This window comes from Flavobacterium sp. GW821-FHT12A05 (genome assembly GCF_058807735.1).
The window spans coordinates 369,341-393,330 of the sequence record NZ_JBXAQY010000006.1; the positions used below are offsets into that span (position 1 = coordinate 369,341).

At 34.0% G+C, this 23,990-nt stretch carries 14 protein-coding genes; 8 read left to right on the top strand and 6 right to left on the bottom strand.

From position 1 onward, the window contains the following. Positions 1 to 11: 11 nt before the first annotated feature. The 3 genes from AC1RRQ_RS16000 to AC1RRQ_RS16010 all read left to right on the top strand — a co-directional run bounded on the left by AC1RRQ_RS16000 (position 12) and on the right by AC1RRQ_RS16010 (position 5,828). The gene (locus AC1RRQ_RS16000; protein ID WP_493024036.1) at positions 12 to 2,651 is read left to right on the top strand and encodes a TonB-dependent receptor; all 2,640 of its coding nucleotides are present in this window, start codon (positions 12 to 14) and stop codon (positions 2,649 to 2,651) included. A gap of 89 nt (positions 2,652 to 2,740) precedes the next feature. Further along, complete coding sequence (locus tag AC1RRQ_RS16005; protein WP_493024037.1) at positions 2,741 to 3,961, top strand: MFS transporter; 1,221 nt, start codon at positions 2,741 to 2,743, stop codon at positions 3,959 to 3,961. After that, on the top strand, positions 3,951 to 5,828 hold the full coding sequence (locus tag AC1RRQ_RS16010) for a trehalase family glycosidase (protein ID WP_493024038.1): 1,878 nt from the start codon (positions 3,951 to 3,953) through the stop codon (positions 5,826 to 5,828). Before AC1RRQ_RS16005 ends, AC1RRQ_RS16010 begins: the two co-directional genes overlap by 11 nt. A gap of 182 nt (positions 5,829 to 6,010) precedes the next feature. Here the strand turns inward: AC1RRQ_RS16010 and AC1RRQ_RS16015 are convergent, their stop codons facing one another. Next, positions 6,011 to 6,985, bottom strand: coding sequence for a polyprenyl synthetase family protein (locus AC1RRQ_RS16015; RefSeq protein WP_493024039.1), 975 nt, complete (start codon positions 6,983 to 6,985; stop codon positions 6,011 to 6,013). Positions 6,986 to 7,253: 268 nt separating this feature from the next. Here AC1RRQ_RS16015 and AC1RRQ_RS16020 point away from each other — a divergent pair, with 268 nt between their 5' ends. The 5 genes from AC1RRQ_RS16020 to AC1RRQ_RS16040 all read left to right on the top strand — a co-directional run bounded on the left by AC1RRQ_RS16020 (position 7,254) and on the right by AC1RRQ_RS16040 (position 14,219). Beyond that, on the top strand, positions 7,254 to 7,775 hold the full coding sequence (locus AC1RRQ_RS16020) for a YceI family protein (protein ID WP_493024040.1): 522 nt from the start codon (positions 7,254 to 7,256) through the stop codon (positions 7,773 to 7,775). Between the two features lie 107 nt (positions 7,776 to 7,882). Next, positions 7,883 to 8,482 carry a TetR/AcrR family transcriptional regulator gene (locus tag AC1RRQ_RS16025; protein ID WP_493024041.1) on the top strand — a complete coding sequence of 200 codons (600 nt, stop codon included), beginning with the start codon at positions 7,883 to 7,885 and terminating at the stop codon, positions 8,480 to 8,482. A gap of 58 nt (positions 8,483 to 8,540) precedes the next feature. Beyond that, positions 8,541 to 9,875, top strand: coding sequence for a TolC family protein (locus tag AC1RRQ_RS16030; RefSeq protein WP_493024042.1), 1,335 nt, complete (start codon positions 8,541 to 8,543; stop codon positions 9,873 to 9,875). 9 nt (positions 9,876 to 9,884) lie between these two features. Further along, the gene (locus tag AC1RRQ_RS16035; protein WP_493024043.1) at positions 9,885 to 10,952 is read left to right on the top strand and encodes an efflux RND transporter periplasmic adaptor subunit; all 1,068 of its coding nucleotides are present in this window, start codon (positions 9,885 to 9,887) and stop codon (positions 10,950 to 10,952) included. 90 nt (positions 10,953 to 11,042) lie between these two features. Then, positions 11,043 to 14,219, top strand: a complete 3,177-nt coding sequence (locus AC1RRQ_RS16040) for an efflux RND transporter permease subunit (RefSeq protein WP_493024044.1) — start codon at positions 11,043 to 11,045, stop codon at positions 14,217 to 14,219. A 140-nt stretch (positions 14,220 to 14,359) separates the two neighbouring features. On the opposite strand, the gene AC1RRQ_RS16045 is transcribed toward AC1RRQ_RS16040, so the two are convergent. The 5 genes from AC1RRQ_RS16045 to AC1RRQ_RS16065 form a co-directional block, all read right to left on the bottom strand. Beyond that, a complete protein-coding gene (locus tag AC1RRQ_RS16045) occupies positions 14,360 to 17,029 on the bottom strand; it encodes a T9SS type A sorting domain-containing protein (protein WP_493024045.1) in 2,670 nt (889 codons plus the stop codon). A gap of 167 nt (positions 17,030 to 17,196) precedes the next feature. Next, a complete protein-coding gene (locus tag AC1RRQ_RS16050; RefSeq protein WP_493024046.1) occupies positions 17,197 to 18,711 on the bottom strand; it encodes a T9SS type A sorting domain-containing protein in 1,515 nt (504 codons plus the stop codon). A gap of 133 nt (positions 18,712 to 18,844) precedes the next feature. Beyond that, positions 18,845 to 19,282, bottom strand: a complete 438-nt coding sequence (locus AC1RRQ_RS16055) for a retropepsin-like aspartic protease (protein ID WP_493024047.1) — start codon at positions 19,280 to 19,282, stop codon at positions 18,845 to 18,847. Beyond that, on the bottom strand, positions 19,234 to 21,894 hold the full coding sequence (locus AC1RRQ_RS16060; protein WP_493024048.1) for a CHAT domain-containing protein: 2,661 nt from the start codon (positions 21,892 to 21,894) through the stop codon (positions 19,234 to 19,236). The genes AC1RRQ_RS16055 and AC1RRQ_RS16060 overlap by 49 nt, the downstream gene beginning before the upstream one ends. 95 nt (positions 21,895 to 21,989) lie before the next feature. After that, the gene (locus AC1RRQ_RS16065) at positions 21,990 to 23,942 is read right to left on the bottom strand and encodes a PKD domain-containing protein (RefSeq protein ID WP_493024049.1); all 1,953 of its coding nucleotides are present in this window, start codon (positions 23,940 to 23,942) and stop codon (positions 21,990 to 21,992) included. Positions 23,943 to 23,990 lie beyond the last annotated feature (48 nt).

Sequence of the window (23,990 nt, forward strand, 5' to 3'; positions counted from 1 at the left end):
CGAACAAAAAAATGAAAAAGCTGCACCATTATTTAGGTACATTATTTTTAATGTTTTGCCTATTTTTTTTACCAAATAATCTGTTTGCCCAAAATACAGCGAAAGTTTCCGGAAAAGTACTCGACGATAGCGGACTTACAGTTCCTGGAGCAAATGTAACGCTTAAGGAAACAGGAAAAAGTACCGTTACAGATGAAAATGGAGGATATTCATTCTCAAACATCGAAGCAGGAACATATACTATTATTGCAACGAGCGTAGGGTATAAAACTTTCGAGAAAAAGATTGCTGTAAAAGAAGGAGAATCAGTCGAAGCAAATTTACTTCTTGAAGGAGAATCTCAAAGTTTAAAAGAAGTTGTCGTAACAGGTTCGTCTGCGCCAAGATCTAAATTAGAATCCAGCGTTGCCATTACCACATTAGGCGCAAAAGCAATCGAAGACAGAGCACCGTCGAGTACAGCTGCTTTATTGCAGACCATTCCGGGATTTGTGGTGGAAGCATCTGGGGGAGAAATTGGAAACAACCTTTTTGCAAGAGGAATCCCGTCTGCAGGAGCTTATGAATATGTACAAATTCAGGAAGACGGATTACCTGTTTTTGAAGACGGGGCTTTACAATTTGCCAATGCCGATACTTTTTACAGATTAGACGAAACAGTAAGTAAAATGGAAGCCGTTCGAGGAGGTTCTGCTTCAATTTTTGCTAACAATGCTCCGGGTGGAATCATCAACTTTATTTCTAAAACAGGTCAAAATGATTTTCAGGGAAGAGCAAAATTCACGACTTCAGATTACGGAATGTTCAGAACCGATCTTAATTTATCAGGCGCTTTAATTCAGGATAAATTATTTTTTAATGTCGGCGGATTTTACAGAGCCGATAACGGCGTAAGAAACACAGGTTTTACAGCCAATAAAGGAGGACAAATAAAAGGAAACATTACTTATAAATTTGACGACAGCGATTATTTAAGAGTGAATTTCAAACATCTTGACGACAGAAACACATTCTATTTGCCAATTCCGCTAAAAAGCAATAACGGGAAAATTGAAGGGATTCCAGGATTTAATCCAAATTACGGAACGTTAACTTCAGTAAACTTAAGCCATTTAAATGTGCCTCAATACGGAGGCGGTACTTTTAGTGCAGATTTAGAAGATGGTTCCCACCCAATCATTAACTCAATTGGAGCTGAATTCAAAAAGAAAATATCGGATAAAGTAACGTTTAAGAATTCGTTTAAAAACACCAATATCGATTTAAATTACAATGCGATTTTTCCAAATGGCGGACCTTGGACTCAAGATGCCTATGCAACAAGCGTTCAAAACACAACAGCAGGAAATCTGGCTTATACTTACGTAGACAATGGTGCGGCGCTTGATCCAAACGCTTTAATTATGAGAGCAGATCTTTGGCATATTCAGAAAAAGATGAACAACTTTGCTAATAATTTCTCTTTTTCTTTTGATTTAGATCCGGTTCAATTAACAGCAGGTTACTACTATTCTAACTGGAAATCAAATCAATATTGGAACTGGAATTCCTATTTAGTAGGAGTTTCAGATAATCCGAGATTATTAAACGTAAAAGACAATACAACCGGAATTAATCATACATGGAATGGTATTGAAAGAATTACATGGTTAGAAAGAGATGCGCAGACAAAAGGGCTTTTGAATGATGTTTATGCCGATGCCGAAATTAAAGCTACCGACAAATTAACTTTTAATGCTGGTTTAAGATACAATAAAGACAAATATTCAGGATACAGAGACAACGCCAGATTTTTTGCCGAAGATTTAGGAATTTTAGATAATAATACGGCTGATGATAAGGTTACAACTGTAAAAGGAAATCCTTATACATACTGGAGATATGATGTAAGCGAATGGTCATATACTGTTGCAGGAAACTACAAATTCAATGATAATATGGCTTCGTATGTTCGTTACAGCCACGGATTTAGATCTCCAATTGAAGAATCATTTTACGATAATGCAGCCGATTTAAGCAAATTAGAAAATACAGAAGTTAATCAGTTTGAATTGGGGTATAAATATGCAAGTTCTTTCTTCTCTGTAAATGCGAATTTGTTTCACATGAATTTAAAAAATGTTGCTTTCACGGATATTTTATCTGATGGATCTTCAGAAAATAAATTTGCCGATGTAAACAATATTGGTCTTGAGGTAGAAACCAATGCAAGATACGAAAAGGTGAAACTGAACTTTACATTTACCGTTCAAAAACCGGAGTACGACAACTTTACAGGAACAAATGCAGATGGTTCTACTTTTGATTTTAACGGGAATACAGCAAGAAGAATCCCTAAGTTTTTCTGTAACCTAAGACCAGAAGTTGATATTACAAAAGACTTTACAGCGTATGTTCAGTTTTCTTATTTCGATAAAAAATTCACGAATCAGGATAACAAACAAGTCTTACCGGCTTACAAAGAAGTGGGAGCAGGATTAAGTTACAAGTATAACAATCTTCGTTTTGCAGTCGATGCTTCGAATTTATTTAATGAAATTGGTTTAACAGAGGGAGATCCAAGACAAACAACATCTGCAGCAAGCGATGTGTTTATGGCAAGACCTATTTTAGGACGTGCTTTTAGATTTTCGGTAGCAATTAATTTCTAAATTTATAAGTCAACATAAAAGTTACTGTAGAGGCGCACAGCAGTGCGTCTCTGCACAGTAACCGCAAAGCACAGACAAACAAATAAAAAATGAAAAACATAGGAATTAAAATCTCGCTCTATCTTAATTATTTTGTCTTCGCTATTTTATTAAACAGCGTGGGCATTGTGATTTTAAAATCGCAGAAAAATTACGGAGTCGATGAAGTTCAGGCGAGTATTTTAGAGGCTTTTAAAGACATGCCAATTGCAATTGTATCCTTTTTTATAGCCTCTTTTTTACCAAGAATAGGCTATAGAAAAGCGATGTTAATAGGATTAGGTCTGGTTACTTTAGCCTGTATTTCTATGTATTTTGGAAACTCATTCGACAATGCTAAAATTCTTTTTGCCACCGTTGGAGTTTCGTTTGCCCTGATAAAAGTTTCGGTTTATTCGTTAATAGGAACCGTAACCGAAACCAAAAAAGAACACAACGCTTTAATGAGCAGTATTGAAGGGTTTTTTATGGTAGGAATTGCGTTGGCTTATTTTTTATTTCCGGCTTTTAATAACGAAAACGATCCCAATTCGTGGTTAAATGTTTATTGGTTGTTGGCGGGATTATCGTTTGTGTCTTTTCTGTTTTTACTCTTTATAAAATTTGAAGAAGCTGAAGTTGCGGCAGGAGCAAACCTCAAAGATGATTTTCTGCAGATGTTTAAATTAATGGCAAAACTGTTGACGGTTATTTTCGTGATCAGCGTTTTTTTATTTGTAATGATCGAACAGGGAATTCTTTCCTGGTTACCCACATTTAATACAAAAGTGCTTCATCTTCCTGAAAACATCAGCATTATGATGGCCAGCATTTTGGCCATTTCATTAGCCATTGGAAGAATGATTGCCGGTATCGTAACCAAAAAAGTAAACTGGATTTGGGTGTTGAGTTTCTGCATTATTTCTGCCATGCTTCTCGTAACCTTTGTACTTCCAAAAACAGTAGGATTAGAAGTAAAAAGCATCAATACACTTTCGGATATTCCGTTAATTGGTTTCGCATTTCCTTTAATAGGATTGTTTATTGCGCCCATTTATCCCTTATTAAATTCAATTGTATTAAGTGCTTTACCAAAGAATTTACAAAGTTCCATGACCGGATTAATTGTCATTTTTTCTGCTCTTGGCGGAACTTTGGGTTCCAGAATAACTGGCTGGCTGTTTAAAAATGAAGGCCCTGAAAAAGCATTTTATTTTACCTTAATTCCAATGACCTTATTATTGATCTCCTTTTTTATTCTTAAAAAAATAACTGCAAAAGATGAAATTTAAACTCCATATAAACCAAACCATCGAAAAATTATTGGCTCAGGAAGATACTGACGGCGATAAAAAAATTACAATAGATGACCACGGTCCTAAAAGTTTTTTATTGAATGATGAAAACGGAAATTCGGCAGTAATTGAAGGAACTTATCAGCTTTCGAATTTATTGCAGGAACTGGCTTTGGCTAAGAAAAACAATACAGAATTTGCCTCAATAGATTTAAATGAAATCACCGAAGATCCTGTAAAAAGAATTTCAAAAAAAATTAAAGATCTGTATTGGAACGGTCTTACCCGAACAATTGATGCCATTGGCGTAAAGAAAATTCTCGAAGACGATAAAATCGAAAACGAATTTGCCTATTTGTATGTACCTTTTGGAGACGAAATTGTTTTTGATTATTTCAAAAAATTAGAAGCTTCAACGCCAAAGTTAAAAGTGGTGCAGATGCCTAAAAATATTACGCCCGAATATGTTTTATCGTTGAACAAAAAACCGGGAATTCTGGCATTGGCACTTCAAATAAAAAATAATGAAATCTCGGGAGTTCCTTTTGTGGTTCCGGGCGGAAGATTCAATGAAATGTACGGCTGGGACAGTTATTTTATTGCCAAAGGACTTTTGATTGATGATAAAATTGAGCTTGCTTTAGGCATTGCCGAAAATTTTAAATACCAAATTGATCATTACGGAAAAATTCTAAACGCGAATAGAAGTTACTATTTAACCCGCACACAGCCACCGTTGTATACATCGCTTATTATAGATGTTTTAGAAAAATCAAATCCGGATATTTTTTGGATAGAAAGACATTTAAAAACGGCTATAAAAGAATATCAAACCGTTTGGATGGAAGAAGGAAAAAGACTTACCGCAAATGGTTTAAATCGTTATAAAGCAGAAGGAATTGGTCTTCCGTTTGAGGTCGAAGAAGGGCATTTTGATGATATTCTGGAACAGTTTGCTCCAAAATACAATTTGTCTACTCGTGAGTTTGAAAAGAAATATCTGGAAAGAGAAGTGGTTGATGAAGAACTCGATAAATACTTTATTCACGACCGAAGCATGCGCGAAAGCGGTCACGATACCACCAATAGATTAGTTGGAATCTGTGCTAATTTAAATACAGTTGCGATCAATAGTTTACTCTATAAATACGAAACGGATATTGCTTTTCTGATTCAGAAATATTTTAAAAATGAGTTTCAATATTTTGAAGACAAATCTTTTTCAAGTGAATATTGGCTGCAAAAAGCTTCTTCGAGAAAAGAAAAAATAAACAAATTATTATGGAATTCTGAAAACGGAATTTATTTCGATTACGATTTTGTGAACGAAAAACAGCATTTCTTTGATGCAGCGACGACTTTTTATCCGCTTTGGACCAAAATAAGCACGCCGGAACAAGCTGAAATTTTGGTAAAAAAGACACTTCCGAAATTTAAAATGAAAGGCGGAATTGCAGGAAGTACCAAAGAATCTATTGCAGGTATAGATGAAAATGCACCAATGCGCCAATGGGATTATCCGTTTGGCTGGGCGCCGCATCAAATGCTTTTATGGGAGGGTTTATTAAATTATAATTTTAATGAAGAAGCCCAGGAAATGGTCTACAGATGGCTTTGGCTGATTACCAGAAATGCAGTGGATTACAACGGAACGATTCCCGAGAAATTTGATTTATCGATAAGCTCACATAAAATTTTCGCCGAATACGGAAACGTAGGAACTGAATTTAATTACATAACCGAAGAAGGTTTTGGATGGATGAACGCTTCGTATCAGTATGGTTTAACGATTTTAAAAGACGATTTAAAACAAAAATTATCAGATTTGGTTGATCCTGATGATTTGTTTAAAAAAATAAAATAGACACAAATTAAAACGACAAACCCGACAGGTTTTAAAAACCTATCGGGTTTGCTTTATCTAATCTTTCGCCACGAATTACACTAATTTCCACGAATTTAATTATGATAAATAATTAGTGAAAATTCGTGTAATTCGCGGCAAACAAAAAATCCTTACAATCTGTTAAATCTGTGGCATAAATTTTAAACTTTTCTTCCCATTAAATTCTCGCCAAAAGTTCTCAAAATATCCTTCTTTTCAGCGTTAATATCCATTTTATCCAGCGTTTCAAAAGCTTTAAAAGTAAACATTTCAATTGCTTCCTGAGTTGATTTTGAAGCGCCTGATTCGTTAAAAATAGTCTTTGCAGTTTCTATTTTTTCAGTATTATCTTCTAATTGTAAACTGAATAATTTTTGTAATTCGGCAGCTTTTTCAGGAGTCGAGAATTCTAAAGCTTTTAGGTACAAATAGGTTTTTTTGTTTTCGATAATGTCACCGCCAACCTGTTTTCCAAAAGTTTCCGGATCACCAAAAGCATCCAAATAATCATCCTGAAGCTGGAAAGCCAATCCTAAATTCAATCCGAAATCATAAATTAAATCACCCTCTTTTTCTGAAGTTTTGGCAACAATGGCACCCATTTTCATTGCCGCAGCAACTAAAACAGCCGTTTTACCTTCAATCATTTTTAGATATTCCGGAATCGTCACGTTGTTTCTTTGTTCGAAATCAACATCCCATTGTTGTCCTTCGCAAACTTCAAGAGCCGTTTTGCTAAAAAGCTTGGCTAAGTTTCTAAAAACCTCCGGTTCGTATTGTTCAAAATATTGATAAGCCAGGATCAGCATGGCATCGCCGGAAAGAATTCCGGTATTTAAATCCCATTTTTCATGAACCGTAACCTGACCTCTTCTTAAAGGCGCATCATCCATAATATCATCATGAACAAGCGAAAAATTGTGGAAAACTTCAACCGCCATTGCAGCCGGAAGTGCCACTTTATAATCAGTATCAAAAACTTCTGCAGCCATTAAAGTCAGTACGGGACGCATACGTTTTCCGCCAAGTCCTAAAATGTATTCAATAGGTTCGTAAAGGTTTGTGGGTTCTTTATGTATGTTTTGATTTTTTAAATATTCAATAAAAAAATCCTGGTACTGGCTAATATCGTGCATAAAATGAAATTCTGATTTATGAGCCTCAAAGATACAATTCAATTATGAATTTTTACTTTCTAAATCTTAAATGCTGCAATACATTTAAAATTGAGCCTAAAACGGACTCAAAATTAATATGTTAAAATATTTTTGAAAAAACTTGGAAACTTTTTTGGTATTTAGAGTTTCCTGTCTATATTTGCACCGTTAAATGGAAACTCAAAACACTGTAAAAGTTTCCGTTAAGAGTTTGAGTAAAATATAAACTCAATTAAATCAGATATATATGAAAACAACATGGACCTTAGATTCTACTCAATCAGATGTTTTGATTAAAATGAGACATTCGATAATTGCTTATTTGGGAGGAACAACAAACAAATTTGGCGGTTATGTGAATATTGAAGATAATGAAATTGAAGATGCATCGGTTGAGTTTTCGTTTGATATTAATAATAAAAATGAAAGCTTTCAGCAAATTGATACCAATTTACAACTTCAGGATTTTTTTGATGTAGATGAGCATCCAATTATCAGTTTTAAATCGACCTCATTTCAAAAGGTAAATAACAACATCAATTTCTTTAAAGGAGATTTAACCATAAAAGACGTTACAAAAGTGGTAGAGCTTGATGCTGAGTTTATTGGCGTTAATAATTACAACGGAGAGAAGAAAGTTGCATTTGAAATTAAAGGAGATATTAAGCGTCAGGATTTTGGTTTAGATTTCAATTCTTACCATCATAATGGTGGTTTAGCGCTTGGAAAAGACATTAAGCTGATTGCTAATCTGGAATTTAGCATATAATCTTACATATTTAATAAATTAATGTAAAATTATTACAAAAATTACGGAAACTATTTTTTAAATTTTAGTTTCCTGGTTATATTTGTAATGCAACTGGAAAAATTAAAATGAAAGAGAAAATTATAGCAAAAGCAAGCGAACTTTTTTTAAAGCTTGGTTTTAAAAGCGTTACGATGGATGATATTGCTGGAGAAATGTGTATTTCGAAAAAAACGATTTACAAGTATTTCTGTAATAAAGAAGTTTTAATTGAAGAGAGCACTTCAACAGTTCACAAACAAGTACATGAAATAATTGACAGTATTGTGGCTAAAAATTTCAACTCCATTCAAGAGAATTTTGAGATTAGAGAAATGTTCCGCGATATGTTTAAAAATAATACAGACACATCTCCAATTTATCAGTTAAAAAAACATTACCCGGAGATTTATCAAAATGTATTGACATACGAAATTGAACAATGTACACAATACTTTAGAGAAAATATTGTAAAAGGTATTGAAGATGGATTATACCGCCCGGATTTAAATATTGATATCTATGTGAGATTTTATTATACGCTGATATTTCACATCAATGAAAATACAATTTCTGAAAGAGAAGCTCAGGAAATAGAGTTAGAAGCTTTGGAATATCATACCAGAGCAATGGCAACCGAAAAAGGAATAGCTGAATTGGAAAGACAGCTTCAAAAAGTTAAAGCATAATCATCAATCTATAAATAAGATGATTTTTTAATCATCGATAAACAAATATTAACTACATATGAAACGAATAGTTCTTATTCTTTTGTGCACAATTGGCTTATCGGCCAACGCACAAGTAACAACTTTAACCTTAAAAGAGGCAGTTAATTACGCGCTTCAAAATAAAGCCGATGCTAAAAAAGCAAAGCTTCAGGTTGAAAACAGTGAATACAAAATTCAGGAAGTGCGTTCTAGAGCTTTGCCTCAAATTTCTGCCAACGGAAATTTAACTCATAATCCAATTATTCAGACAACAGTAATTGACGGAGCTGGTTTTGGTCAGCCGGGAACTACGATTCAGGCGGCATTTGGCCAAAAATGGACTTCGAATGCTGGGGTTTCTTTAACTCAGGCAATCTTCGATCAATCCGTTTTTACAGGATTAAGAGCAGCAAAATCTACTCGTGAGTTTTATCAAATAAACGAACAATTAACAGAAGAACAGGTTATTGAAAGAGTTGCAAATAACTACTATTCCGTTTATGTGCAAAAAGAAAGATTGATTTTATTAGACAGCAATTACGTAAACACAACCAAAGTTCGTGACATTGTAAAAGGACAGTTTGATAATGGCTTGGCTAAAAAAATCGACTTAGACCGTATCATCGTTAAAATGTCTAATATCGATACAGAACGCCAGCAGATTAAAAATCAGATTGCTCTACAGGAAAATGCTTTGAAGTTTTATATGGGTATGCCTATCGAAACTAAAATCGACATGCCAAAAGAAGAATTTGAAGTTATTCCTGCTGCTTTAACACAAGAGCCAAATGTTGAAAACAGAACAGAATATCTGCTTTTGAAAAAACAAGAAGAGCTTTTAGTGTACAATAAAAAAGCTGTTGAAGCCGGATATTATCCAACACTTTCTTTGACTGCCGGTTACAACTATATTGGTCAGGGGCCTAAAATGCCTTGGTTTGCTAAACCTTCAGATGGTGTGTACTGGTCAGATTACTCTGCGATAGGATTAAATTTACATGTGCCAATCTTTACAGGTTTTGGAACTCGTGCAAAAGTAAGACAGGCAGATGTAGAAATCAGATCGCTTCAGGAAGATATCAAAGACACTAAACTTTCTCTTGATTTAGATTACAGAAATGCAATGGCTGATATCGAAAATAACCTTGTTACGATCGAAAATCAAAAAGAAAACATGCGTTTGGCAACTGAAATTCTTAGCAATACCAAAAACAATTACCTTCAGGGATTAGCATCTTTAACCGATTTATTAGATGCTGAAAATGCACAACTTGAAGCTCAAAATAATTTTACAAGAGCAGTTTTAAATTATAAAATTGCCGAAATATCTCTAATCAAATCAAAAGGCGAACTTAAATCTCTTACTAAATAACTAATTACAATGAAGAAAACTATTATAACAATCGTAATCATAATTGCAGCGCTGGGTGTGATTGGATATGTCTTAAATAATAATAAGAAAGAAAACAAGGCGAAAACAGATATTGTTGCCGAAAAAAATGCAGCAGTTTCAGTAAAAATTTCTGAAGTAAAAACAGAAGAAGTTTCATTAGATTTCGTTGCAAACGGAAACTTCCAGCCAATTCAGCAATTAACATTCTCTGCAGAAAAATCTGGAAAAGTTATCACTGTGTTAGCTAAAGAAGGTGACTATGTAAGAGTAGGTCAGACATTACTAACAATGAGAGGTGATGCTATTAATGTAAGTGCTCAGCAAGCGCAGGCTGCTTATCAAAATGCAAAATCAGATTATAACAGATACGAAAATGCTTTTAAAACAGGCGGTGTTACAAAACAACAATTAGATCAGGCAAAATTAGCTTTAACAAATGCGGAGTCTAACCTGAAACAAGCGAACATTAATGTTGGAGATACTAAAGTAAAAGCGCCAATTAATGGATTTATCAATAAAAAATACATTGAGCCAGGATCTATTTTAGCAGGAATGCCGGCAACTGCATTATTTGATATCGTAAACGTTTCTAAATTAAAATTAGTAGTTACTGTAAACGAAAATCAAGTGGCTAGTTTAAAAGTAGGAAATCAAATTAATGTAACAGCAAGTGTTTATCCTGATAAAACATTCTCTGGAAAAATTACTTTTATTGCTGCAAAAGCAGATGAGTCTTTAAATTTCCCGGTTGAAATTGAAATCACAAATAATGCAAACAACGACCTAAAAGCAGGTATGTACGGAACTGCAAACTTTGCATCAAACCAACAAAAACAACACTTAATGGTTGTACCTAGAAATGCATTCGTAGGAAGTGTAAGCAGTAACGAAATTTTTGTTGCTGAAAACGGAGTTGCAAAATTAAGAAAAGTAACTGCTGGAAGAATTTTGGGAGATAAAGTAGAGATTATCAAAGGATTATCTGATGGAGAAAAAGTAATTGTTACAGGTCAGATTAACTTACAAGACGGAAATACAATAGAAATTATTAAATAATTTTAAGCTTTAAGCATTAAGCCATAAGCTTTAAGCATTTTAAAAAGCCTAAAGCCTACAGCGTATAGCCTACAGCAAAAAACAAAATATATGAAATTAGCCGAAATATCCATAAAACGTCCGTCGTTAGTAATTGTATTGTTTACAATTCTGACTCTTGGTGGATTGTTCAGTTACAGCCAGTTAGGCTACGAGCTGATCCCAAAATTTGAACAAAACGTTATTACAATTTCTACTATTTATCCTGGAGCTTCTCCAAGTGAGGTAGAAAATACCGTGACAAAGAAAATTGAGGATGCGATTGCCTCCTTAGAGAATGTTAAGAAAATTGACTCAAAGTCATACGAAAGTTTATCTATCGTTTCGATTACCTTAACATCAAATGCAAAAGTCGATTTTTCTTTAAATGATGCACAGCGTAAAATAAACGCCATAATTAGTGATTTGCCAGATGATGTTAAAACACCGGCATTGACCAAATTCTCGCTGAGTGATTTACCAATTATGACGCTTGGTGCTAATGGTAAAATGGACGAAGCTGAATTTTATGACTTGATTGACAAAAAAATTGCGCCTATTTTATCTCGTGTACAAGGGGTAGCTCAGGTAAATATTATTGGTGGTTCTGAGCGTGAGATTCAGGTAAATCTTGACGCTGTAAAAATGCAGGGTTACGGACTTTCGGTTCCTCAGGTACAGCAGACTATTTTAAGTTCGAATTTAGATTTCCCAACAGGAAACATCCAGACTCGTAACCAAAAAATATTAATTCGTTTAGCGGGTAAATATAAAAGTGTTGATGAATTAAGAAACTTAGTGGTTTCTTCTCAAAACGGAATTCAAATTCGTTTAGGTGAAATTGCTGATGTTCAGGATACTCAAAAAATTGCCGAGAAAATTTCTCGTGTAGATCAAAAAAGTGCGATTGTTTTACAAATTATTAAACAATCTGATGCAAATGCCGTTGCGGTATCTGAGCAGTTATTAAAAACAATTGCAACTCTTGAAAAAGATTATAAAGTAAATCAGTTAAAACTTGAAGTTGCAAAAGACAGTACTGTATTTACTCTTGAAGCAGCAGACTCTGTTGTTCACGATTTATTAATTGCGGTAGTTCTGGTAGCATTTGTAATGTTGTTCTTCCTTCACAGTATTAGAAACTCGTTGATTGTAATGGTTTCGATTCCTGCATCGTTAATTGCAACTTTCATCGGAATTTATTTAATGGGATACACCTTAAACTTAATGAGTTTACTTGGATTATCTCTTGTGGTTGGTATTCTTGTGGATGACGCGATTGTGGTATTGGAGAACATTTACAGGCACATGGAGATGGGTAAAAGCCGAATTCGTGCATCTTATGACGGAACAGCTGAAATTGGTGGAACCGTAACTTCGATTACATTAGTAATTGTGGTGGTATTCCTTCCAATCGCGATGAGTTCTGGATTGGTATCTAATATCATTACACAATTCTGTGTTACGGTAATTATCTCAACGATGTTATCATTATTAGCTTCGTTTACTATTATTCCTTGGTTATCTTCTCGTTTCGGGAAATTAGAGCATATTGAAGGAAAGAATTTATTTGGAAGAATCATTCTTGGTTTTGAGAACTATTTAACACGTTTTACTGACTGGGTTTCTCATTTATTAACTTGGTGTTTAGATCATTATATTAAAACATTCATCGTAGTAATTGTATTGTTCTTAGTTTCGACAGTAGGATTAATGGGCGGAGGTTTCATTGGAGGAGAGTTCTTTGCTTCTTCTGATAGTGGAGAGTTCTTAGTTCAAATTGAAATGCCAAAAGATGCTTCGTTAGAGCAAACGAACTTCATGACGCAAAAAGCTGAAGCTTTCTTAAAAGCGCAAGAATATGTTCACAGCCAGATTACAACTGTAGGACAAACGAGTGAAGGATTTGGAGCGTCGCAAGCTACAGCATACAAAGCTGAGATCGACGTAAAAATGATCGAACAAAAAGATCGTACAGATGATGCGAATGTTTACGCGGCAAAAATTAAACGTAAACTTGAAAAAGTATTAGTTGGAGCAAAAGTAAAAACAGTTCCGGTTGGTATCTTAGGTACAGCAGAAGATGCTACATTAGGATTAATTGTAACAGGTCCTTCAACAGAAGCAGCGATGGCTTTTGCTAAAAAAGCGGAAGCAGAATTACGTACAATTCCAGGAACAACAGAGATTAAATTAACAGTTGAAGATGGAAACCCTGAAATTAACGTAAAAGTTGACCGTGATAAAATGGCTGCTTTAGGATTAACACTTCAAACAGTTGGTTTAACCATGCAGACTGCATTTAGCGGAAACACAGACGGTAAATATAGAGCTGGAGAATACGAATACGATATCAACATTCGATACAATTCATTCGACAGAAAAAGTATTACTGATGTAAGTAACCTTATTTTTGTAAACACAGCTGGACAGCAAATTAAATTATCTCAGTTTGCAGACATTACAGAAGGTTCTGGACCTAGCCAGTTAGAGCGTAGAGACAAATCTGCATCGGTAACGGTAAAAGGACAAAACGTTGGGGTTCCATCAGGAACAATCGTGCAGCAATGGCAGGCTAAACTAGATAAATTAGAGAAACCAGCTGGAGTAAATTATATTTGGGGTGGTGACCAGGAAAACCAATCAGAAGGATTTGGTACTTTAGGAATCGCTTTACTTGCTGCTATTATTTTGGTTTACCTTGTAATGGTGAGTTTGTATGACAGTTTCGTTCACCCGTTTGTTGTATTATTTGCTATCCCGCTTTCGTTTATCGGGGCGATGTTAGCCTTAGCATTAACAAACAACTCATTAAATATCTTTACGATTTTAGGTATTATCATGTTGATTGGTCTGGTGTGTAAGAATGCGATCATGCTTGTCGATTATACGAATCAAAGAAGAGCAGCAGGAGAATCAATCAGAACGGCATTAATTCAGGCAAACCACGCTCGTTTACGTCCGATCTTGATGACAACAATTGCGATGGTATTTGGTATGTTCCCAATTGCATTGGCAAAAGGAGCAGGAGCTGAGTGGAAAAACGGTTTGGCTTGGGTAATTATCGGAGGATTAATTTCTTCTTTATTCTTAACCTTAATTGTGGTTCCTGTAATTTATAATATCATGGAGAAAATCATTCATAAATTCTCTAAAGGAGAAAAAATCGATTACGAAGCTGAAATGCATGCCGATTATGTGCATACAGAATTAAGCGAAGACGGTTTTAATCCGAAACATACTCATTAAGATTTAAAATCTCAATATTGAAATTCCAAATTCCAATCCTGATCCCGAAGCTTCGGGACGGGAGGAAACGGTAAAAATAAAAATCCCAAATTCCTTAATTGGAGTTTGGGAATTTTTATGTTTTGGAATTTGGACTTTTTTTATTTCTTCACAACCTTAATCGTTTTGGTTTTTCCTTCTGATTTTACTTTTAAGAAATAAAAACCACTTGAAACATTAGACAAATCAATTTCAGACTGCGTATTGTTTATTTTTTTACTTAGAATGGATTTCCCCGAAACAGAAATTAGTTCAACTTCATCAATGTTTGAAGAATTACTGATATTCAAAACATGCTGAACAGGATTTGGATAATATTTAAAATTTGGCAGCACAAAATCTTCCGTAGAAAGAGAACCATTTACTTTTGCGGTAACCGCAAGACGTTCTTTACTTTCAATTCCGTTTATGGTTTGAGAGGCATAATAAGTAACACCGTCAACCAGAACAGTTGTTAAAGGTAAAGTTGGTTCAACTGCTTTTTTACCTGATTTGTTAGTTGAAGTCCCTTTAGTGCTGTACCATTTGATATTTTGGCCTTCAATAATAATATCTCCTAAAGTTTGGCCCGATTTAAATTCAAAAACAATCTCTTTTTTACCATCTATAATTGGTGCCGGAGCATCAATGACAACATTATATAAAGTATAGCAGCCATTTTTGTCCTGAGCAATTATTTGGTAAGTACCTGGTGCTAAATTTGAAAAAGTATTAGTTGTTGAAAATTGATATAGATTTGGCGATATTGCATATAGAATTTCTCCCGTTCCGCCCGTTGCATTAATAGTAATGGTTTGATTGTTTACAGTAACTGCTGCATGTATTATTTCAGGTTCTACAACAAACATCTGCAAAGAAACTATACATGCATTTGCATCTTTAACCTCTATATTATAAACTCCTGCAGCTAAATCTCTAAATATATTTGAAGTTTGTGGAGCAGCTATTGGTATGCCTGAAGCATTTCTTAGAGAATAAGTAAATGGGAATTTTCCTCCATGAGTATTTATCTCAATAGAACCGTCATTTGATCCATGGCAGGTTGCCTGTTTTGAAATCGCGCTTATTACTAAAGGATCGAAAGTGGTAATTGAAACGACATCTGTAGTTAGGCAGCCATTATTATCCTTTGTAGTAATGCTGTAATTACCAGGAACTAAATTGTTAAAAACATTGTTTGTCGAAAAAGTCTGTCCATTTAAAGAATATTGATATGGAAGTTTTCCGCTGGTTCCCTGAACGGTAATAGATCCTTTTTCATTTATACAAGAAATTTGAGTTACTGTAACAATAGATGGACTCTGAACATATTGATTAACAGTTATTGATTTAAAAGTAACACAGCCATTTTGATCTTTAGCATATATAGAATAAGTACCAGGAGCAACGTTAGCAAAAGTGGTCTTATCCGAATAAATAATGCCGTCAATAGAAAATTGATAAGGGACCAATCCTCCAGAAGCTGTGGCTGTTATAGTGGCATTGCTCAAACAGTCAACTAATTTAACGATTGATGCTTCAACGTTTAATTGCTTAGGTTCTGTTATTGTAAAATTTATTGGATCTGATATACAACTAAAGTCATCCTTAACAGTCGCCGTGTATGTACCGGCTGCTAAGTTGTTAAAAGTATTATCAGTCTGAAAATTTACTGAATCCAAAGAATAGTAATGTTTGCCATTTCCACCTGTTGAGGATAGTTTTACCGATCCATTACTTTCTCCTGCACAAGTTGCATCCTGCACTACAGAAAGAGCTAATATTGGCTTCAAATTAGGAACTGTTACAGGAACAGTAATTTCATTATTTTGACTATCACGAACTCTTACAAGATAGTTTCCTGCCGGCAGGTTATTGAATACATTTACAGGAGAAAAGTTATAACCGTCGATAGAATAAACATAAGCATAAGAAGAATTACCTCCAGAAGCTGTCATGATAATCATGCCTAAACCATTACAACTAACAGGCGAAACGTTTGCCGCAGCAACAAGCGGGGGATAAATTACCGTAGTAGGAGCTTGAAATATACAGTTGTTAGCATCTTTCACAAGTACGTGATATGTACCGGGCTGCAGGTTAGAAAAATAGGGACTGTTTTGATAATTCCCATTATTTAAAGAGTAACTATATTCTGGTCTTCCTCCTGTGGCATTAACCATAATTATATTTTGATTCTCAACAGTTGTATTTGCCATCAAAACATTTGGCTGGTCTATTTGTACTATATGAGGTTGACTTAAACAACCTAAAGCATCTTTTGCCTGAATAATATACATTCCTGCATGTAAATTATCTAATTGCAGATTACTGCCGGAATTATAAACGGTAAAAGGACCATTGTTTACGCTATAAGCATACGGGGATTTACCTCCAGAGGTAGGAACGATTATACGTCCGTTGTTCATCCCGTAACAGCTTACATTGATTTTAAGAGGTGAGCTAATGGTTAGCTGTTCATATATTTTTAGATCAAAATAATTGGTAGTGACCGTTCCCTTATTGTCAATTCTTGCATAAATTGTTTTAGATGGCGCCGAGCTGTTATACTGCGTTGGCTGTAAAATTGCATTAGCATTATTATTCGCATCATCCTGACTTAAATGAAAACTGACGGTGGTTTCTACCGGATTTAAATTGACAAGTAAAAGAGAATTTCTGGAAGTTAAATCAAAAAAATTATCTCCAAAACAATGTTCTATCGGGCTAACCTGAGCATAAAATAGATTTGAAATAAAGAGAAAAAGAAAACAAAGTAAAGTTTTTTTCATACGTATAGGTTTGTTAATTGGAGTAACAAATATATACGAAAAAATAAACCCTTAATAAATATAAAAGATTTATTGTTAAATAATTGAGTAATGTATTATGTTTAATTAGAGTTTTAACATGAGTGATATCAAAAAGATGACGCATTTTTCGATTGAATTTAATTCCGTTATTTTTTCACAATCTTAATCGTCTTGGTTTGTTCTTCTGATTTTATTTTTAAGAAATAAAAACCACTTGAAACATTAGACAAATCAATTTCAGACTGCGTATCGTTTACTTTTTTACTTAAAATGGATTTCCCCGAAATAGAAATTATTTCCACTTCGTCAATAGTTGAAGAATTACTAATATTCAAAGCATGTTGGGCTGGATTTGGATAATATCTAAAATTCGGCAACACAAAATCTTCCGTAGAAAGTGAACCTTTTACTTTTGCCATAACCGAAAGACGTTCTTTACTTTCAATTCCGTTTATGGTTTGAGAGGCATAATAAGTAACGCCATCTACTAAAACGGTTGTTAAAGGCAAAGTAGTTTCAATAGTTTTACGAGATTTTTCAGATGTAGAATTTGAAGAACTGTACCATTTGATATTTTGACCTTCAATCATAAGATCACCTAAAGTTTGTCCTGGAGTAAATTCTATGTTTAGATTGTTTTTTCCATTTATTAAAGGGGCTGGTGGATTTACGTTGAGATACAACACATTAATGCAACCATTCTCATCTATTATACTAATTTCGTGATCTCCGAAACTTACATTTGTAAAAACATTACTTGATTGTCGCTCTCCTAAGTAATCTATTGAATATAAATATTTACCACTTCCGCCCGTTGCATTGATGGTAATTGTTTGTTTGTCTATAATAGCTGTTGAATGTAAAATTGTTGGTTCTTGTATTTCTGTTTGCATTGTTGTGATACATCCATTAGCATCTTTAACTTCTACATTATAAATCCCCGCAGCTAGATACTTAAATACGTTTGTTGTTTGAGAATTTAATATTATAATCCCAAAATTATTTTTGAGTGTGTATGTTAAAGGAAGATTTGAGCTTGATGCATTTACTGTAATTGAACCGTCTTTTGTTCCAAAACAACTTACATTAGTTTTTAAGAGATCAATAATTATAGGTCGCGGAGAAATTATAACATTCATTGAAACAATACAGCCCAAATCATCTTTTGTATTTACTACGTAAACTCCTGCGGTTAAATTAGTGAATTCATTTGTAGAAACATAATTTCCCCCATTCAATGAATATTTGTGAGGAGGTTTCCCCCCTGATCCTGTTACAATAATAGAACCTTTTTCATTTTTACAAGAAATTCCCTGAATGGTTACAACAGAGGTTAAAGAATAAGGTTGTACAATAACATTAAAATAGTTGGTATAAATAATTCCTTTATAAACTGCACGAACATAAATTATCTTCGAAAAAGTATCACTAATATAGTTTTTTGGATTTGAAATGGGAATATTAGCGTTAAGATTTTCAACTGTTAAATGATAACTAACTGTAGTTTCTGCAGGATTTAAACCTTTAATTATTTGTGGCTCTGTAGAAGTTAAATCAAATATATTATCTCCATTACAATGCACAATATCATTCGGATTGGGTTGAGCATAAAATAGATTTGCAGTAAAGAGAAAAAGAAAACAAAGTAAAGTTTTTTTCATACGTATAGGTTTGTTAATTGGAGTAACAAATATATACGAAAAAATAGAGCCTTAATAAATATAAAGCATTTATTGTTAAATAATTGAAGATTAAATTGTGTTTAATTATGTTTTTTATTGAAATTTCCAGTGATTATTTCAAATACAAATAATGATTAAAATAGTCAATAATTGCTTTTCCCTGCAATAAAACATCAGCACCAATGATTCCGTGAACCGGCTTAGTTTTAAAAGATTCCAGCGCCTCGTTTACGTGCGAAAGATCAAAAATTACAATACTGAAATCTTTATTTTTCCAGCTTCCCAGCTGTAATTTATTTTGAGAAGAAATCTGTGTTGCCATACCGCTTCCGCCTGCGCCGGATGCTTTTGTTTTTGATTTTTTTGCAGCTAATTCAAAACGCTCGATACTTTCAAACCCAATGCAGGTGTTTGAAGCTCCCGTATCTAAAATGAAGTTTCCTGAAATACCATTAATTTTGGCTTTTATAGAAAGATGCTGTGTTTTGGTAACTTTAAATTTTATTTTTTTGTAATTCTCTTTTTTGAGAATCTCGTGAAGATTTTCCATTTTCGATAAGGATTGAAAATCAAAAATAAGCCAATTACAATCAAAAAACTAATTGCGTAATAGATATAATTTCCTGATGTTTCTTCTGTCGAAATAGAACCGTAATACACAAACGAACTCCAATAATAAGGCGATTTCTTGGCATTTGGAATCGATTTATCGCTTAGATATTCCAGTTTTGCATTGGCGTTGGCTTCAAAATACGGAACATCATTTTTGACATTTTTATAAAAATCAGACATAAAAACCGAAGTTGTAAAATCATTTACTTTCCATAAAGAAAACAACAGATTTTGCGCACCTGCAAACTGAAAACCTCTTGCAATACTCATTGCGCCTTCGGCTTTATAGAGTTTCCCAATTCCCGTTTCGCAGGCACTTAAAACCACTAAATCCGGATTAATACGCAGATTATACAACTCTGAATACAGGATTTCCTGATCGTAAAATTTAATGCTTGCCGGAGTTTCAATATCGCCCGAAGAAGCATGCGTACTCAAATGCAGAATAGCATAATTTGGAGCATCGCTTTTGAAATTGGCAAATTTAGCATTTGAGTTTTCTAAATATTTCCCTTTAAAATTACTACGGATCGATTCTAATTCTTTCTTCGAATAACGCAATTCAAAAGGAGTATCTTCGAAAACCGGAAAAACACCCAAAACCGTTTTTTTAGATTTTGAAACAGGTTTAGAATTCAGATAAATATTCGCCGAAGTATTATAAGCAATCTTGAAATCATTGAGCAAATAATGCATTTTGGCAAAATTTGTAGTGTTTGATTTCTGTGTAATTAAAGCTTCAAAAGGAAGAAAATTTAAAATTCCGTCTGGGACAATGATGAGGTTTTTATAAGTAAAATTAGTGGGTAAGTTTAATAAATCGTAAGCTCTTTTTCCAGAACGGTTGTACCCTGAAATATCATTTGTAATTGCATTTGCATCATTAAAATAATCTATGAAAAAGAGAATATCAACTATTTTTCCATCTCCAATAGGAACCCGATTTAATGAAATTCGATTATGTTTTAAAGTGAAATAATACAATTTTTCAGAACCCATAAAATAATAAACCATCATCGCTTTATCATTTTCTAATTTTGAAAATAAGGCTTTTAAATCGCATTTTTCGGGAAGATAATTTTGATTTTCAGACTGAATTTTTTTCAGCAGAAGCATCGATTCATTCTGCTTTTTTATTAACTGATTTATTTTTGAAATAGCAGCCAAATTTCCTTTTTGCTGTTCTTTTAAAATAGCGTTATTTGAGTTTTGAAGTTCTTGTAAAAGCTGCTTTTCTTCTGCAGAAGCATTTTTAATATTTGACCGATAACCTTTTAAAATACCCGATTTTGTTTTTTCGGATAACTGAAAAGCTTCTTCAAGATATTTCGTTTTGCCTTCTTTTTTAAACAAATCATCATAAATCGTAATGCATTTTTCGGTGCGGTTTCGCGATCGCAATTGCATCAGGATTTTTGAGTTTTCGTAAATCAGGTTATTCATCAATAAATCTTCGATATAAAAGGAAAGTTCAAAAGCTTTCAATGCTTTTTTAGGATCTTTCAGTTTTAGAATTTCCGCCTGTAAATCGAACGCATCAACTAAAACTGTTTCAGCATACAATTGGTTTTGATTTGGCAGTATATTTTTTGAATTGTAATTTGGAATCAGGGTTTTAAAAACAGCCGAAATCTGCTTCGTGCTTTCGTCATATTTTCGTTCATCAAAAAACAATAAAGCTTTTTCATAATAGAGTTTAGCCAATTTTCTAGGCTGTTGATTTTTTGTTTCAAAAAATAACTTTTCGGCCTTTTGCATATAAGAATCAGCAATATCAAATCGATGCCATTGTCTGTTCATCGAAGCCAGATTTCGATAAGAATTTGATAAAGTTTCTGATTGCCCTTTTTCGTTTTGGAGAAATTTTATGGAAGATTCAAATGCTTTTTCTGCATTGTCAGAAGAGTTTTTAATTAATAAAAGCTGTTTTGAACCTAACCAATAATTATTCCCCAGATTATTCCATAAAATTCCCTTCTGTAAATTCGATAATTTCTCCGTTTTTAATGTGTTTTCTAATAATTCAATTGCCGAAGAAATTTTACCCGAACTCTGATAAACATTTGATAAATTCAGAATGGCAGCAAACTTTTGTTTCTGCGCGTCGGGATAATTTTTAGCAGTATTTACAATGAAATAATATTGTTTTATAGTGTTTTCGGCGCTGTCATAATCGCCCAAAACGGTGTATAAATTTCCTAAAGGTTTTAGGCAGAATTCAATTATATCATAATCGCCCAGTTTTTGTTTTTGATAAAGCTGCCAGGCTTTTTCGTAACTCGAGATCGCATTTTGTGTCTGACCAAACTGGTTTTCATAATAGGCTTTGTTGCAGTTTAAAACCACAATTGCCAATAATTCGTTTTTGGTTTTAGGTTTCGGATTTTTCCAGAAATCAGCTTCTGCAGCAGTTAAATTTTGTAACGCTTCCGCGGAAGGATGAGCGGTGAAACTATCAATCGCATTATATATTTTATCTTCCTGAAGTTGTCCAAAGACATTCAGATTTATAAAAAGAAAGATTAAACCATATAAGCGATATAAGTTCATATTGAATTGATTGTATCATCAAATGTCAGTCTGAGCGAAGTCGAAGACCTTTTTTGTTATGAAGCCTTCGACTTCGCTCAGGATGACATCAATGTTTAAAATTTCCATATCCCATAAACCTGAAAGTAATTAAAGTTTTGTTCAAAATTAATTACATAACGCGCGCCTAAACTCGGACCAATTCTAGCGAAACCTGCTGTTAAATCAAACAAAAGACCTGTTTTAAAATCGGCAAAAGAAGTTTTTATTTGATTGTTTGTTGTGCTGGTATCGATTAAAAAGTTTCCTTTATCGCCTTCGTAAGTATCAACTTTTATATTCTGATTCTGTTCCTGAGAGACATTAATATTAGCTTGGATACCAGCGCCAATCCCAATGTAATTATTAATGTTATACCGAATTAAAATCGGAACTTCCCAATTGATATTCTTGTTTTCGGTTGCGGTGGTAGTTCGTACCAATTGTCTTACTCCGTTTGCATTTGTGTTTAACTGATCGACAACTGTAACGGCGCTGTTGTATTTATTTAAGGCATTGACCCACTCCACCTGCCAGTAAAAACGATACGATTTAAAAGGCGAAATCGTCGCACCCACAAAATAACTCGTCGATTTGTCTAAGTCAGGATAAAAGTTGTATCCGGCTTTTGCCCCAATCGAAATTCCGGGAAGGAATCGGGTAGTGGCGTAGTTGGTAATTATAGGCTCGTTTTTATCAAAAATAATCGACGTCCGGCTTTTGGTTTTTACTTTATGAAAGTCTTCACCAAACTTCATCGAATATTTTACAAAACCCTTTGTACTGTCTTTTTCTTTTACATTTTTCTGCTCTGTTCCTGGCAGATAAATATTCTTAAACGTAAAAATAATTTGTTTCTGTTTGATAATCGTATCCAGACAGCTCACGGTTGGTTCTTCTCCTTTTGGACAAATCGGGCATTCTGGATACATGCTTTCGATCTGAAAAGTTTTCTTGTCGAACATATCCGGAATATCTGTTTCTAAACGAATTTTTCTCGCCGGACCTTCGCCATTATTCTGAAAACGGGTTTTAAAATTAACCCTTTTAAAACGTACCAGTCTATAATTCATAAAACGTCCGTTAGATCCCATTTTATTTGGATCGTGAGACGTTACAATTTCCATTTCCAGGTTTTTAATCTTATGGTTTTTATAACTTCGATTCGGAACAAAAATCCCTCGCATAGTAACCGTTGCGCTGGTATCTTTTATCATTTCGGGAGTTGTTTTAAAAGTATAAAAAACATTTCGGGTTTCTCCCGGATTAGCCTCATCAAATTCTAAAACCGATACATTATGATAAGTTTTATGAGCATCTAAAAGCGAAGCATCGAGATCTTCTTCGGTAGTAGTATTTCGGTACTTTTTAAGTTTGAAACTGTTTTCGGCGGAAGCCAAAAAATTATTCGAATCGTCAAGATCATCTACAGCCGCCACTAAGTTTTCTTTTACTTCGCGTTCGCCCGCATAGGTTCTAAAATCGCTTAATTCGAAATTATTGTGTTTAAATTGTTTCTCATTATAAAACAAATAAAGCTTTCCGTTTGCCACATAATTCTCCAGATTTTGATAACTTACTACGACTACCATTTCCTGCTCCGGAATAGGATCGCAGTTTTTTAAAAGCGCAAAACCATTTTGATCTGCGATCGAAGCAATATCTTTATAATTAGTATCTGTAATATCATTTACAGCCACTTTTTTCGGGCGTGTTGCCGGTGGTTTTCCGTTGTCGTAATTGTTGGTTACGGCAAGTCTCGTGGTGTAAGTTCCTTTCTTTTTATATACGTGTTTAGGCTCAGCTTCTTTACTGTAATGTCCGTCTCCCAGTTCCCATAAATACGAATAACTTGGTTTTGGAGCACCCGCAATAGGAATCAGCGGTGGTGTTTCGGGTTTAAAAGAAACGGCATTTCCGTTCTGGATAAAACCAATCGAGGCTCTTCGGGTTATGGTGTCTTTTACTTTGGTTTGTCCAATACATAAAATAGAGAATAGAATAAAGAAAATAGACAGTTGTGGTTTCATAACTAGACAGTTTTTGGGTTCTAAAATGGTCGTAATCAATTTTAAAAC

Bases quoted from the DNA above. Each gene is read 5' to 3' on its own strand.
- AC1RRQ_RS16025 (WP_493024041.1), top strand. From the start codon at position 7,883: ATGAAAGAGAAAATTATAGCAAAAGCAAGCGAACTTTTTTTAAAGCTT.
- AC1RRQ_RS16065 (WP_493024049.1), bottom strand. From the start codon at position 23,942: ATGAAACCACAACTGTCTATTTTCTTTATTCTATTCTCTATTTTATGT.
- AC1RRQ_RS16040 (WP_493024044.1), top strand. From the start codon at position 11,043: ATGAAATTAGCCGAAATATCCATAAAACGTCCGTCGTTAGTAATTGTA.
- AC1RRQ_RS16005 (WP_493024037.1), top strand. From the start codon at position 2,741: ATGAAAAACATAGGAATTAAAATCTCGCTCTATCTTAATTATTTTGTC.
- AC1RRQ_RS16015 (WP_493024039.1), bottom strand. From the start codon at position 6,985: ATGCACGATATTAGCCAGTACCAGGATTTTTTTATTGAATATTTAAAA.
- AC1RRQ_RS16050 (WP_493024046.1), bottom strand. From the start codon at position 18,711: ATGAAAAAAACTTTACTTTGTTTTCTTTTTCTCTTTACTGCAAATCTA.
- AC1RRQ_RS16010 (WP_493024038.1), top strand. From the start codon at position 3,951: ATGAAATTTAAACTCCATATAAACCAAACCATCGAAAAATTATTGGCT.
- AC1RRQ_RS16035 (WP_493024043.1), top strand. From the start codon at position 9,885: ATGAAGAAAACTATTATAACAATCGTAATCATAATTGCAGCGCTGGGT.
- AC1RRQ_RS16055 (WP_493024047.1), bottom strand. From the start codon at position 19,282: ATGGAAAATCTTCACGAGATTCTCAAAAAAGAGAATTACAAAAAAATA.
- AC1RRQ_RS16060 (WP_493024048.1), bottom strand. From the start codon at position 21,894: ATGAACTTATATCGCTTATATGGTTTAATCTTTCTTTTTATAAATCTG.
- AC1RRQ_RS16020 (WP_493024040.1), top strand. From the start codon at position 7,254: ATGAAAACAACATGGACCTTAGATTCTACTCAATCAGATGTTTTGATT.
- AC1RRQ_RS16045 (WP_493024045.1), bottom strand. From the start codon at position 17,029: ATGAAAAAAACTTTACTTTGTTTTCTTTTTCTCTTTATTTCAAATCTA.
- AC1RRQ_RS16030 (WP_493024042.1), top strand. From the start codon at position 8,541: ATGAAACGAATAGTTCTTATTCTTTTGTGCACAATTGGCTTATCGGCC.
- AC1RRQ_RS16000 (WP_493024036.1), top strand. From the start codon at position 12: ATGAAAAAGCTGCACCATTATTTAGGTACATTATTTTTAATGTTTTGC.